General features: G+C 72.6%; 11 protein-coding genes. 8 read left to right on the top strand and 3 right to left on the bottom strand.

Going from position 1 to position 13371, the window contains the following annotated elements:
- Positions 1-150: 150 nt before the first annotated feature.
- The 8 genes from ABZU46_RS27060 to ABZU46_RS27095 all read left to right on the top strand — a co-directional run bounded on the left by ABZU46_RS27060 (position 151) and on the right by ABZU46_RS27095 (position 7986).
- A complete protein-coding gene (locus ABZU46_RS27060) occupies positions 151-648 on the top strand; it encodes a 2Fe-2S iron-sulfur cluster-binding protein (RefSeq protein WP_354862173.1) in 498 nt (165 codons plus the stop codon).
- Positions 645-1628 (top strand): xanthine dehydrogenase family protein subunit M, encoded by a 984-nt coding sequence (locus tag ABZU46_RS27065; RefSeq protein ID WP_354862157.1) that lies wholly within the window; start codon positions 645-647, stop codon positions 1626-1628. The genes ABZU46_RS27060 and ABZU46_RS27065 overlap by 4 nt, the downstream gene beginning before the upstream one ends.
- Entirely contained in the window at positions 1625-3715 is a 2091-nt protein-coding gene (locus ABZU46_RS27070; RefSeq protein WP_354862159.1) for a xanthine dehydrogenase family protein molybdopterin-binding subunit, read from the top strand. Before ABZU46_RS27065 ends, ABZU46_RS27070 begins: the two co-directional genes overlap by 4 nt.
- A 28-nt stretch (positions 3716-3743) precedes the next feature.
- A complete protein-coding gene (locus tag ABZU46_RS27075) occupies positions 3744-4109 on the top strand; it encodes a metalloregulator ArsR/SmtB family transcription factor (RefSeq protein WP_354862161.1) in 366 nt (121 codons plus the stop codon).
- Entirely contained in the window at positions 4109-4750 is a 642-nt protein-coding gene (locus tag ABZU46_RS27080) for an SRPBCC family protein (RefSeq protein WP_354862163.1), read from the top strand. The genes ABZU46_RS27075 and ABZU46_RS27080 overlap by 1 nt, the downstream gene beginning before the upstream one ends.
- Positions 4751-4918: 168 nt before the next feature.
- The gene (locus ABZU46_RS27085) at positions 4919-7105 is read left to right on the top strand and encodes an EAL domain-containing protein (RefSeq protein ID WP_354862165.1); all 2187 of its coding nucleotides are present in this window, start codon (positions 4919-4921) and stop codon (positions 7103-7105) included.
- Positions 7098-7421, top strand: coding sequence for a hypothetical protein (locus tag ABZU46_RS27090; protein WP_354862166.1), 324 nt, complete (start codon positions 7098-7100; stop codon positions 7419-7421). The genes ABZU46_RS27085 and ABZU46_RS27090 overlap by 8 nt, the downstream gene beginning before the upstream one ends.
- 49 nt (positions 7422-7470) lie before the next feature.
- Positions 7471-7986 carry an NUDIX domain-containing protein gene (locus tag ABZU46_RS27095; protein WP_354862168.1) on the top strand — a complete coding sequence of 172 codons (516 nt, stop codon included), beginning with the start codon at positions 7471-7473 and terminating at the stop codon, positions 7984-7986.
- A 27-nt stretch (positions 7987-8013) separates the two neighbouring features.
- On the opposite strand, the gene ABZU46_RS27100 is transcribed toward ABZU46_RS27095, so the two are convergent.
- The 3 genes from ABZU46_RS27100 to ABZU46_RS27110 all read right to left on the bottom strand — a co-directional run bounded on the left by ABZU46_RS27100 (position 8014) and on the right by ABZU46_RS27110 (position 13221).
- Positions 8014-9960, bottom strand: coding sequence for an ABC transporter ATP-binding protein (locus tag ABZU46_RS27100; protein ID WP_354862174.1), 1947 nt, complete (start codon positions 9958-9960; stop codon positions 8014-8016).
- 107 nt (positions 9961-10067) lie between these two features.
- Positions 10068-11507, bottom strand: a complete 1440-nt coding sequence (locus ABZU46_RS27105) for an ATP-binding protein (protein ID WP_354862170.1) — start codon at positions 11505-11507, stop codon at positions 10068-10070.
- 55 nt (positions 11508-11562) lie between these two features.
- Positions 11563-13221: an FAD-dependent oxidoreductase gene (locus tag ABZU46_RS27110; protein WP_354862171.1), complete on the bottom strand. Its 1659-nt coding sequence runs from the start codon at positions 13219-13221 to the stop codon at positions 11563-11565.
- Positions 13222-13371 lie beyond the last annotated feature (150 nt).

Consider the following 13371-nt stretch of genomic DNA (forward strand, 5'->3'; position numbering starts at 1 on the left):
GCCCCGGGCGCCGCAGCCGGCGGCGCCCGGGGCGCCCCACGATGGGCTCTGTGCGTAATTCGCCCGCTTATGTGCCACTGCCGTTAGTCTGGGCCGGTGCGGGGCGGACCGGAGAACGAGACGACGACCGACGAGCGTCACTCGTCCCGGGTGGCGTTCGAGGTCAACGGCGACCGCCGTGAGCTGACGCTGGACAACCGCACCACCCTGCTCGACGCGCTGCGCGAGCACCTGGGTCTGACCGGGGCGAAGAAGGGCTGCGACCACGGCCAGTGCGGCTCCTGCACGGTGCTGCTGGACGGTCGCCGGGCGAAGAGCTGTCTCGTCTTCACGGTCACGGTGGACGGCCGGTCGGTGCTGACCGTCGAAGGGCTCGCCGGTCCGGACGACCTGTCCCCGTTGCAGGCCGCGTTCGTCGCACACGACGCGTTCCAGTGCGGCTACTGCACCCCGGGGCAGCTCTGCTCCGCCCGGGGCATGCTCGACGAGGTCGCCCGGGGATGGCCCAGCGCGGTCACCGACGACCTCGACTCGCCGCCCGAGCTGACCGACGCCGAGATCCGGGAGCGGATGGCCGGCAACCTCTGCCGCTGCGCCGCGTACCCGCACATCGTCGCCGCGATCCGTGAGACGGCGACCACGCCGTGAGGCCGTTCCGCTACCACCGGCCGGCCGACGTGGCCGACGCCGTCGCCGTGCTGGCCGGCGAGCCGCACGCGGCGTACCTGGGCGGCGGGACCAACCTGGTGGACCTCATGAAGCTCGGGGTGCAGCGGCCCGAGCTGCTGGTGGACGTGACCCGGCTGCCTCTGGACACGGTCGAGGAGCTGCCCGACGGTGGGCTGCGCATCGGCGCGACGGTGCGCAACAGCGACCTCGCCGCCCACCCGGCGGTTCGCCGCGACTACCCGGTGCTGGCCCGCGCCCTGCTCGCCGCCGCGTCCGGTCAGCTGCGCAACCTGGCCACCACCGGCGGCAACCTGTTGCAGCGCACCCGCTGCGTCTACTTCCAGGACACCGGCAAGGCGTGCAACAAGCGCGACCCGGGCAGCGGCTGCGCCGCCCTGCACGGGCAGAACCGCGACCTCGCCGTGCTGGACTGGTCCGAACAGTGCGTGGCCACCCACCCGTCGGACCTGGCGGTCGCCCTCGCCGCGCTGGACGCCGTGGTGGAGGTGCACGAGGCCGACGGTCCCCGCGACGTCCCGCTCGCCGCGCTGTACCGCTCCCCCGGCGCGCAACCGGAGCGGGATACGACTCTGGCGCGTGGCGCGCTGATCACCGCCGTACGGCTGCCCGCGTTGCCGGCCGCGCGCCGTTCGGCGTACCTCAAGGTGCGCGACCGGGCGTCGTTCGCCTTCGCGGCCGGCTCGGTGGCAGCCGTCCTCGACCTCGACGGCGACGTGGTCCGCGACGTGCGCCTGGCGTACGGGGCGGTGGCGCACCGGCCGTGGCGGGCGTACCGGGCCGAGGAGGAGCTGCGGGGTCGACTGTTCAGCCCGGAGCTGGCGGCGCGGGCCGCCGACGCCGAGTTGACCGAGGCTCGGCCGCTGCGGCACAACGGCTTCAAGCTGCCGCTGACCCGGGCCATCACGGTGCGGGTGCTCAGCGAGTTGGCAGCCTCGTGAGCACCGGCGCGGTCGGTCGGGCGCATCCCCGGCTGGAGGGTCGGGAGAAGGTCACCGGCACGGCCCGGTACGCGGTGGAGTACCCGGTGGACGGCGTCACCTACGGCTGGGCGGTGCCGGCGGCCGTGGTCCGGGGCCGGATCACCCGCGTCGACACCGACGAGGCGCTGGCGTCGCCCGGCGTGCTTGCCGTACTGCACCACGGCAACGCGCCCCGGATCGCGCCGGGCCCGCAGCCGGAGCTGTGGTTGTTGCAGGAGCCGGCGGTAAACCATCGAGGGCAGTTCGTCGCGGTGGTGGTGGCCACCAGCCTGGAGGCGGCCCGCGAGGGTGCCCGACTGGTGCGCATCGACTACGACGCCGCGCCGCACAGCACCGTGCTCACCGACGACCACCCCGGCCTGTACCGGCCGGAGCACGTCAACCCCAGCTATCCGACGGACACGGCCGAGGGTGACTTCGACGCCGGGTACGCCGCCGCGCCGGTGCGGGTGGACGCCACCTACCGGACACCGGCGTACCACAACAATCCGATGGAGCCGCACGCCACGACGGCACGGTGGCACGACGGGCGGCTGCTGGTGCACGACTCGACCCAGGGCGCCGCGCCGGTGCAGACCACGCTGGCCGAGCTGTTCGGGCTGCCCCAGGAGTCCGTGCGGGTCATCGCCGAGCACGTCGGCGGCGGCTTCGGCAGCAAGGGCTCCGCCAAGGCGGCGGTGGTGCTCGCCGCGCTCGCCGCCCGGCACGTGGACCGCCCGGTCAAGTTGGCGCTGACCCGCCAGCAGCTGTTCGGGCCGATCGGCTACCGCACGCCCAGCATCCAACGGGTCCGCCTCGCCGCCGACACCGACGGTCGGCTCACCGCGGTCTGTCACGACGCGATCAGCCAGACCTCGACCGTCCGGGAGTTCGCCGAGCAGATCGCCGTCTACACCCGCAGCATGTACGCGGCGCCGCACCAACGCACCACCCACCGGCTGGTCCGCCTCGACGTGCCCACGCCGTTCTGGATGCGCGCCCCCGGCGAGTGCCCCGGCGCGTACGCCCTGGAGTCGGCGATGGACGAGCTGGCCATCGCCGTCGGCGTCGACCCGGTGGAGCTGCGGATCCGCAACGACGCCCAGGTCGACCCCGACCAGGGGGAGCCGTTCACCAGCCGCAATCTGGTGGCCTGCCTGCGCGAGGGGGCGCAGCGGTTCGGCTGGGCGCAGCGGGATCCCACGCCTCGGGCCCGGCGCGACGGGCGGTGGCTGATCGGCACCGGGGTGGCCGGGTCGAGCTACCCGGCCCGGGCGAGACCGTCCTCGGCGGCGGCCACCGCCCGGCCCGACGGCACCTTTCTGGTACGGATCGACGCCACCGACATCGGCACCGGTGCCAGGACGGCGCTCTGGCAGGTGGCCGCCGACGCGCTGGGGGTGCCGCCCGAGCGGGTCGAGATCCGCATCGGCGACAGCGACCTCCCGGTGGCTCCCGTGGCCGGGGGCTCGATGGGCACCGCCTCGTGGAGCTGGGCCGTGATCCGGGCCTGCGAGGCGTTGCGCGGGAAGCTGCGCGACGGTGCACCGCCGGGCACCGAGGTCAGCGCCGAGGCGGACACCACCGACGAGGTGGGCGGTCAGCCCGAGCGGCCCCGGTACGCGTACGGGGCGCAGTTCGTCGAGGTGCGGGTGGACGCGGACACCGGCGAGGTGCGGGTGAACCGGATGCTCGGGGTGTTCGCCGCCGGCCGGGTGGTGAACCCGACGACGGCGCGCAGTCAGCTGATCGGCGGCATGACGATGGGGCTGTCCATGGCGCTGCACGAGGAGGGCCTGCTCGACGAGCGCTACGGCGACTGGGTCAACCACGACCTGGCCACGTACCACATCACCGGCTGCGCGGACGTCGAGGCCATCGAGGCGTACTGGCTGGACGAGCGGGACGACGAGCTGAACCCGGCCGGGGTGAAGGGCGTCGGCGAGATCGGCATCGTCGGCACCGCGGCGGCGGTCGCCAACGCCGTCCACCACGCCACCGGCGTCCGCATCCGGGACCTGCCGATCCGGTTGGACAAGCTGGTCGGAGTTTCAGGCTTGGCTTAAATAAGCCGATGGTGATATAACTGTCGCCGTGCACGCCTTCGACGTGCTGGGCGATCCGGTCCGGCGCCGCATCCTGGAGCTGCTCGCCGACGGCGAGCAGACCGCGGGCGCGGTCAGCGCGGTCATCCGCGAGGAGTTCGGCATCTCCCAGCCCGCCGTGTCACAGCACCTCAAAGTGTTGCGGGACAACGGCTTCGCCACCGTGCGGCCAGCGGGCGCCCGGCGGCTGTACGCGGTCGACCCACGCCCGTTGCGCGAGGTCGACGGCTGGTTGGAGCACTTCCGCCGGTTCTGGGCGCCACCCCTGGCGGCACTCGCCACCGAGCTGGCCCGGGGCCGACGCGAACGTCGCCTGCGCGGGCCCGCCGACCCACCCGAGGAGAGGAACACCTGATGTTCGACGCGACGGAGCAGATCAACGCCGTCCAGCGGCAGGTCGGCAGCCGCACCCTGGCCGCAGGCGAGGCCCGGGTGACCACGATCAGCCAGACCTACCAGGCGACGGCCGAGGATCTGTGGGACGCCTGCACCAACGCCGAGCGCATCCCCCGCTGGTTCCTGCCGATCAGCGGCGACCTGCGGCTGCACGGCACGTACCAGCTCCAGGGCAACGCCCACGGCACCATCGAGAGCTGCGAGCCTCCGCACCGCTTCACCGCCACCTGGGAGATGGGCGGCGAGGTGAGCTGGATCGAGGTGCGGGTCACGCCGGTCGGCGACGAGCGGGCCCGCCTCGACCTGGACCACATCGCGCATGTCGACCAGGACCGGTGGGCACAGTTCGGGCCGGGCGCGGTCGGCGTCGGCTGGGACCTGGGCCTGCTCGGTCTTGCCACCTACCTCTCCGGCGGCGGCAGCGGCGTCCGGCCGGAGGACAGCGCCGAGTGGGTCGCCTCCGCCGAGGGACGACGCGCCATGGAGCTGAGCAGCCAGCTGTGGTGCGAGGCGAGCATCGCCGCCGGCACCGACGCCGACGAGGCCAAGGCCGCCGCCGAGCGCACCACCGCCTTCTACACCGGCGCCCCGCAAGCCTGAGCGGCTCCGACGACGGCGGCCGGCCGGCCTGCCGCCGTCGTCCGGCGCCTGACGTGAATCCGACTCATCGGTTGGATCAGCGGCCTCTCCTAGATCCGGTAGGGTCACGCAAAGCGTTGCTGTGCTGTCGCAACGTAGTTGCCCACTGGATCACCTGGGGGTGCTGTGATGAGCCGACGGTGGGCGATCCTGATCGGAGCCAACGCTTGCGGGTATGACGTCAACCTGCCCAGCCTGCGCTATGCCGAGGACGATGCGCGGGCGGTGCGGGCGGTGCTGTTGGACGAGCGGATCGGCACGTTCGACGACGGCGACGTCGACCTGTTCATCGGCGACGGCGCCACCTGGCGGGAGATCAAGGCCCGGCTGCGCGAGCGGGTGCTGGAGTCGCGCCCCTCCGACGTGCTGCTGGTCTACTTCGCCGGCCACGCCCTCGTGCCGGAATGGGGCACGCAGTCCGACGCGTACCTGGTGACGGCGGACCTGGAGGCCGACGGCCTGCGCCGCGAGCCGGACAACGGACTGCGGATGGCGTTCCTCAAGCGGGACGTCTTCGAGGCGTTCGCCGGCACCTCGTTCCTGATCCTCGACTGCTGCCACGCGGGCGTCTACCTGGACTCGGAGCTGCGGCACACCGAGGCGATGCAGACGTACCGCACCCAGGTCGACCGGCACAGCGCCCTGCTGGCGTGCCCGAGCGGCGCCGCGGCCCGGGAGAGCGAGGAGCACCGGCAGGGTGTGCTCACCCACCAACTGCTGCGGGCGTTGCGCGGCGAGGCCGCCGACCCCAGCGGGAAAGTCTCCTTCGCGCAGATGGCCACCTTCGTCGCCGAGCAGGGCATCCACCCCGCACCCGGACAGCTCGTCCACATGTGGGGCCCGACCACCGTGCTCACCCAGCCGCCGGTGTCCCGCCACGAGCGGCAGTCATTGACGGCCCCGGTCAACTCCGGCACGATCCGGCCCTGCAAGAACCCACTCGACGACCTGTCCAGCTCGATCACCCAGTTGCTCGGGCGGGTGTTCCGCTCGCAGTCTCGTCCGCCGCGTTCCGCCCAACAGGCGGGGCACGCCGAACGGGTCGAGGTGATCCGGTACGCCCTGGAAGCGGATTCCGTCGCGGTGGTGGAATCCAGCCCCACGGGTATCGGCCAGGTCACCTCCACGGCCCGGTTCAACAAGGAGGAGTTGCGACCGCTGCTCGAACTGAGCGCCGCGGACACGACCCTGGTCCGCACCTCCTCCCCCGGGCATGTGGTGGCCGACGACGCCGGCCGACGGATCCTCTGCGTCCCCCTGTCCCAGAAGAAGAGCCGGAACCTCACCCTCGCGGTGGTCGATCCCGCCCTCGCCGCACTGGACATGGGCGAGCCGTTGGCCACCATGCTGCGGGCCATCTGGAACTCCGATGTCCGCGACGACCCGGTGCACGCCGAGATGCAGGTGCTCACCGCCCTGCGCTCGGCCTACGGCCGGCTGCCGGTGGATCTGTACTCGCACGCCTTCAGCCTCTACCAGAAGCTGATCGAGTCACTGACCATGGTGTTCCAGCCGGTGATGTCCCTGGACCGACGGCCCGCCGGGGTGGGCATCCACAGCTACGAGGCACTGGCGAGGCGGCTGGAGACCGACGTGCGCGCGCCGGTCGCGGCCCTTCAGATGGCGTACGCCTGGGGTGACCGCTTCGTCATCGAACGCGACGCGCTGCTGCTGGCCAAGGCGATCGACTCGTACGCCGAGGCGGACGTCGCGTCCGTCTTCGACGTCACCAAGCCGATCTCGGTCAACGTCGCGGTCCGCTCGCTGCTCAGCGACGCCTACATCGCCCAGGTGCGCACGGCGATCATGGAAGCGAACCTGGATCCGCGCACCGTCACGCTGGAGATCTCCGAGCAGGACCCGATCCAGCCCGATCCCGGCGAGGTGTGGCCTCAGGAGCCGCTGACGTACTTCCATCGTCGGCTGACCAGCCTGGCCCGTGACCTGGAAATCAGCTTCGCGGTGGACGACTTCGGGGTCGGCTACTCGTCACTCGCCCGGATGGCGGAGCTTCCGTTGACCCAGATCAAAGTGGACCGGGCCGTCCTTCACCACCCGCTGGCCGTCGAGGAACTGGACCTGGTGACCCGGGTCGCCCGCTACGCCAGCGACCTCGGACACGCGCCGAACCCACGCGCCGTCATCGTGGAGGGCTTCGACGAGCAGGCGCCGGTGACCCTCAAGCAGATCTACGACCTGCGGATCCGGCACGTACAGGGCTTCATCTGCGGGGAGACCGCGTCGACGTCCCTGCGTCCGCTCGGCCAGAGCGTCCGGGACCGGATCGCCGCGATGGTGAGGGGTGACGATGACTAGCGTTCGACTGTTGCTACCGCCCGAGGTCGTCGCCGAGCTGCGCCTGCCGCACGAGGGCGTTCGGGACGCGGGCGCCCTGACCCTGGCCATCGAGGGAATCAGCGTCCTGGCGAATCTGGCCACGCTGGCCACCCTGCAACCACAGGCCGAGGCGCTGGTCTCGGCCATCCGAGGTTGGCGGCTGCGCGATCCCCGCCCGACGGTGACGCTGACCGCGCGCGGCCCGGGCCTGGACCTCACCATCGAGCTGCCGCGCAACGTGAGCCGGGCGCAGCTGCTCGACCAACTGCGCCCGTTGCTCGACCGGGACGACTGAGCTTCGGGCGGCGCGTCGATCCGATCGGGCCCGGGTAACGTGCTGCGTCATGACCGGCACGCCGTACTCGCACTGCTCCTACTGCGGCGCCGCGTACCCGACGGCGGCGGGATGGCCGCGGGTCTGCGCGGTCTGCGGCGAGACCGTCTGGCGCAACCCGCTGCCCGTCGCGGTGGCGGTGCTCCCGGTCCGCACCGCCGACGGGCTGGGTGTGGTGGTCGTCCGCCGGGACATCGAACCGGCCCGCGGGCTGCTCGCGCTGCCCGGCGGCTTCATCGAGTACGGCGAGGAGTGGTCCGACGCGCTCGTGCGTGAGCTGCGGGAGGAGACCGGGCTGGTCGCGGCGGCCGAGGATGCTCGGCTGCTCGCCGTGCGCGGCGCCCCGGCGGGCGGCACCATGATGGTCTTCGGGGTGCTGCCCGAGCGGGCCGTCGAGGAGCTGCCTCCGTCGGCGCCGACGGAGGAGGCCACCGAGTGGCTGGTGCTCACCGACCCGGTCGAGCTGGCGTTCTCCACCCACACCCGGGTCCTCGCTGACTTCCTCACCCGCGACCACGCCGCCTGACGGCACGGCGGGCGGAATGGTCGGGGGTCAGTGGTTTGCGGCGTCGGTGGCGCCGGCCCGGTAGCCGCTGGCCTGCAACTCGAACAGCTCGCGGTAGAGGCCGCCGGCCGCCATCAACTCGTCGTGGTTGCCCTGCTGGACGAGGCGACCCCGGTCCATCACGAAGATCCGGTCGGCGTGCCGGACGTTGGCCAGCCGGTGGGTGATCAGGACGACCGCCCGGTCGGGCCGACGGCGCAGGTGCTGGAACAGGGCATGTTCGGCGCGGGCATCCAGGGCGGCCGACGGCTCGTCGCAGATCAGCAGGGCGGCGTCGCGGTAGAGCCCGCGGGCGGCGACGAGCCGCTGCCACTGCCCGCCGGACAACTCGTGACCGTTCTTGAACTCCCGGTCGAGCAGGGTGTCGTAGCCGTGCGGCAGACCGACGATCATGTCGTGGGCGGCGGCCGCGGCGGCGGCCTCCTGCACGTCGGGGCCGGGTTGGTCGGGCGTACGGTCGTGCCGGCCCACGCGGATGTTCTGCCCCGCGGTGAACGGGAACTTCCAGTACTCCTGCGTCATCACGGCCACCTGCGCGCCGAGCGTCCGCGGATCCAGCTCGGCGGCGTCGACGCCGTCCCAGCGGATCGTCCCACCGGTCGGCTGGTAGAGCCCGGCGATCAACGTGGCCAGGGTGGTCTTGCCGGAGCCGTTCTCGCCGACCAGCGCGATCACCTCACCACGTCGGATCGTCAGGCTGACCCGGTCCACCGCAGGCGCGTCAGTGTCGGGGTAGCGCAGGCTCACCTCGTGCAGGTCGATCGTCTCGACGCCGTCGACCATCCGGTCGCCGCCGACGGGCACCCGGCCCTGCGCCCGGGTCAGGAAGTCCCGGTAGTCCTGGTAGTAGAGGGCGTCCTCGTACAGCGAGTTGGTCGCGACGACCGCGACGCCCAGGCTGGTCCGGGCGGACTGCAGGGCGAGCAGGGCGGTGGCCGCGGCGGCGAGGGCGACCATGCCGGCCAGCAGCAGGCCGCCCAGCACGGCGTACACCCCGAAGGTGGCCAGCCCCGCCACGCTGGCGCCGGCCACGCGGGTGCCGGTCTGCGAGCGCACCAGCCGCAGTTGGGCGCGGGTCTCGACGGCCATCACACCGCGGTACTCGGCGAGCAGGAAGTCGCGCATCTGGTAGGCGCGCACCTCGGCGGCGGTGTGCCGGTTGGCCATCAGGTGGGCGAGCATCCACATCCGACGGCGGCGGGTGATCCGGGCCAGCATCGCCAGGTACTCCCGGCGGGCCATCCGCACCGCCGTGATCGCCTGGGGAACGGCCGCGAGCAGCAGGCACGGCAGCAGCAGCGGCTGGATGACGGTGACCGCCACGGCGGTGGCGAGCATCCCGACCACGCCGGTGACCAGGTTGACGGTGTGGTCGACGATCCACGCCGCCTCGCCCATCCCCCGGTCGCGGACCCGGTCCATCTCCTCGGCGAACCCGGCGTCGTCGAACGCGGCCAGATCCACTGCGGTGGTGGCCTCGAACAGCCGCAGCTCCACCTGATAGTTGATCTGCGGGGTGAGCCGCGCCTGGGCCCAACCGGCCGCGATCGTCAGACCGCCGCGCGCCGAGACCGCCGCCGCGGCCACGACCAGCGCCGGCAGGGCGGAGCGCACCCGGTCCGGGGTGGGACCGGCGGCGAAGAGTTCCCGCAGCACGCTGGTCGTGGCGAGCAGGCCGAAGGTGGTCATCACCCCGGCGGCGACGTTCAGCCCGATGGAGGCGACCGTGTCCATGCGGTTGGTGGCCCACGCCAGCGCCACCGCCTCACGCACCAACCTCGGCAGGCGTCGGGCCACCGCCCAGAAACTGGTGTGCGCGAACGTGTTCGCGTGGTGCATCCACGCGGCGTCCTCCAGCTCCGGAAGCATGGAGCTGTCGTGAGGGTTGTCGATCGGCTGGTCGTCGTCGTGGGGCGCGGTGCGCGGGCGGGCCATCGAGTCCACGGACGCTCCTCGGGGGGGCGGGAAGCACGAACGCCGCCCGAGACTACTGCCAGCGACCACCTGATGTCTTTAGGTAGTCGGCGCGTCGTACGGGTGTTTCACACAGTCGGCGCGACGTCCTCGGTGATCGGCAGCAGCACCCGGAACGTGGTGTTCCCGGGCTCGGTCTCCACCCGGATGTCACCGTGGTGCTTGTTGACCACGATCCGGTACGAGATGTCCAGCCCCAGACCCGTGCCGGCACCGACCGGCTTGGTGGTGAAGAACGGCTCGAAGATGCGCGGGCGCACCTCGGGCGGGATACCGGGACCGGTGTCAGTGATCTCCACCGCCAGCAGGTCGCCGACCCGGCCGGTGCGGACGGTCAGCACACCCTTCTCCCCCATCGCGCCCAGCGCGTTGTCGATCAGGTTCGTCCACACCTGGTTCAGCTCGGCCGCGTACGCCGGGATCGGCGGGAGCGACCGGTCGTACTCGCGGACGAGCTTGACCTCGGCGGGGACCTTGCCCTTGAACATGACCAGCGTGGCGTCGAGCAGGTCGTGCACGTCCACCACGCGGTGCGGGGCGCGGTCCAACTGGGAGTACTGCTTGGCGGCACCCACCAGACCCGAGATCCGGGTCACCGCGTCGCCGATCTCGCGCATCAGCAGCTCGGTGTCGACGGTGTAGGAGAGCCACCGCACCGCGGCCTCCAGGTCCGCCGGGCCGACGGCCGCCTTCACCTGCCCGAGCCAGGCCGCGTCGAGACCCCCGCCGACCAGGATGGGCGCCAGGTCCCAGGCGCCGCCCACCCCGTGCTCCTCCAGCCAGTCGGTGAGGGTGTCCTCGGCGTCGGCGGTGGCCACCGGGCTCAGCTTCGGCGCGGTGGCCACCCGGGCCACCGCCTCCTCCTGCAACGCGACCAGCCCGTGCAGCGCGCGGCCGTCGAGCCGACCGTCGGCGATCATCGCGAGCTTGTGCCGCATCCCCGCGACCCGGTCGCGCAGCACCGACGTGGCCCGCACCGCCGCCGCAGCCGGATTGTTCAGCTCGTGCGTCAGCCCCGCCGAGAGCGAGCCGAGCGCCAACAGCCGCTCCCGCTCGCCGACGATGGTCTGGCTGTCCCGCATGCCGAAGAACAGCCCCTCCAGCAGGTGCATGGGCATCGGGAACCAGGACCGCAGGGCGTGCGCGAAGTCCTCCGCCGGCAGCACGAAGAAGTCGGAGTCGACCACCGCCCGCAGACTGTTGCGGTAGGTCTGCTCGACCTGGTCGCCCAGGTACGCCTGGGTGGCGCCGCCGTACACCCCGGGCTGGTCGGTCCGGCTGACCTCGACGTCGTCGCCACGGACCTGACGGCTCAACGCCACCGCGCCGCGCAGCAGCACGAAGAAGCAGGTGGCGGCCTCACCCTCGCCGTACACGAGGGTGCCGCCGGGACGCTGCTCCACCCGGCCGTGCTCGACCAGCCAGTCGAGCTGCTCGTCGTCGAGCGCCTCGAACAGGAACAGGGCACGCAGCTGCGCGGGCGTCAACCGCTCCGACGGGGTGGTCATGGGGTCTCCTTAGTTCGCGACTGCGGGGCTCGCAGACCCGGCTCACTCCTCGCGCTCACTGGGCCTCCAGGTAGCGGTGCACGAGCGAGACGGCCATCGCGCCCTCGCCGACGGCCGAGGCGACCCGCTTGACCGACTCGGCGCGGACGTCCCCGGCGGCGAACACCCCCGGCAGGCTGGTCTCCAAGTGGTACGGGTCGCGCGACAGCGACCACCCGGCCGGGCGCCGGCCACCGCTCAACAGGTCCGGGCCGGTGACGATGAAGCCGCGCCCGTCGCGGACGAGCACCCCGTCGAGCCAGTCCGTGCGGGGCTCGGCGCCGATGAAGATGAACAGCCAGGAGGTGTCGACCGAGCGGGCCTGCCCGGTGCGGGTGTCGCAGAGCGTGAGCTGTTGCAGGTGGTCCTGCCCGGTGGCGCCGACCACCGCGGTGTGCGGGTGCACGGTGATCCGGTCGATGCGTTCCAGCTGGTCGATCAGGTAACGCGACATCGACGCCGTGAGGTCCGCGCCGCGGATCAGCAGGTGGACGCGGGCGGCGTACCGGGAGAAGTGCACGGCGGCCTGGCCGGCCGAGTTGGCCCCGCCCACGATGTAGACGTCCTGGTCGACACAGCTGGGCGCCTCGGTGGCGGCGGCGCCGTAGAACACTCCCCGGCCGGTGAAGTCGGCCAGGCCGGGCGCGTCGAGCACCCGATAGGAGACCCCGGTGGCCAGCACCACGGTGTGCGCGGCGATCTCGCTGCCGTCGCCGAACCGCAGCAGCCGGGCCCCGCCGGCCTCGCTCAGGCCGACCACCTCCCGGGCGCTGAGCAGCTCGGCGCCGAACTTCACCGCCTGCCGTCGGGCCCGGTCGGTCAACTGCGCGCCGGAGACGCCGTCCGGGAAGCCCAGGTAGTTCTCGATCCGGCTGCTCTGCCCGGCCTGCCCGCCGGTCGCCCGCCGCTCCACGAGGACGGTGCGCAGCCCTTCCGACGCGCCGTACACGGCCGAGCCCAGGCCGGCCGGACCGCCGCCGATCACCACGAGGTCGTAGAAGTCGGACGCCGGCACCACGGTCAGCCCGGCCAACGCGGCCAACTCGGCCTCGTTGGGGGCCACCAGGGCCTTGCCCTCGGCGGTCACCACCAGGGGTACGTCCGCCTCGGTGGCCCCGGCCGCGTCGAGCAGGCGGGCGCCCTCCGGATCGTCGGACAACAGCCAGCGGTACGGCACGAGGTTGCGGGCCAGGAAGTCGCGGACCTTGAACGACGGCGCCGACCAGCGGTGCCCGACGACCCGGATCTCGACGCTCGTCGCGTCCGGGGTGACGGACCACGCCTCCAGCAGGCCGTCGACCACCGGGTACAGCTTCTCCTCCGGCGGGTGCCAGGGCTTGAGCAGGTAGTGGTCCAGGTCGACCACGTTGATCGCCTGGATCGCCGCGTCGGTGTCGGCGTACGCGGTGAGCAGCACCCGGCGCGCGGCGGGGAAGATGTCCATCGCGGCTTCGAGGAACTCGACGCCGGTCATCTCCGGCATCCGGTGGTCGGCCAGCAGCAGCGCGACCTGCTCGCCGCGCAGCTTGACCTCCCGCAGCGCGTCCAGCGCCTCCGGCCCGGAGGCGGCGCGCAGCACCCGGTAACGGTCGCCGTAGTGGCGCCGGATGTCCCGGGCCACCGCCCGGGACACCGCGGGATCGTCGTCGACGGTCAGGATCACCGGGTTTGCCATGGCGCCAATAGAACCACCCCGGCGGGCCCGGTCGCACCACCGCGCGGGCACCGACGCATGCGTGACCCGGCCCGGGACGGGTAAGCGGGACCGCCGCGGGAGGTGTGGGGGCCCCCGGCCCCCGGCGGGGGGGCACCCCCGGGGGGGGCG

It is taken from the genome of Micromonospora sp. NPDC005197, assembly GCF_040608295.1.
In the GTDB taxonomy this organism is placed as follows: Bacteria; Actinomycetota; Actinomycetes; order Mycobacteriales; family Micromonosporaceae; genus Micromonospora.

What these genes read in the sequence shown, in the direction of transcription:
- ABZU46_RS27090 (WP_354862166.1), top strand. Translation starts at nt 7,098, where the DNA reads ATGACTAGCGTTCGACTGTTGCTACCGCCCGAGGTCGTCGCCGAGCTG.
- ABZU46_RS27080 (WP_354862163.1), top strand. Translation starts at nt 4,109, where the DNA reads ATGTTCGACGCGACGGAGCAGATCAACGCCGTCCAGCGGCAGGTCGGC.
- ABZU46_RS27085 (WP_354862165.1), top strand. Translation starts at nt 4,919, where the DNA reads ATGAGCCGACGGTGGGCGATCCTGATCGGAGCCAACGCTTGCGGGTAT.
- ABZU46_RS27110 (WP_354862171.1), bottom strand. Translation starts at nt 13,221, where the DNA reads ATGGCAAACCCGGTGATCCTGACCGTCGACGACGATCCCGCGGTGTCC.
- ABZU46_RS27100 (WP_354862174.1), bottom strand. Translation starts at nt 9,960, where the DNA reads ATGGCCCGCCCGCGCACCGCGCCCCACGACGACGACCAGCCGATCGAC.
- ABZU46_RS27105 (WP_354862170.1), bottom strand. Translation starts at nt 11,507, where the DNA reads ATGACCACCCCGTCGGAGCGGTTGACGCCCGCGCAGCTGCGTGCCCTG.
- ABZU46_RS27095 (WP_354862168.1), top strand. Translation starts at nt 7,471, where the DNA reads ATGACCGGCACGCCGTACTCGCACTGCTCCTACTGCGGCGCCGCGTAC.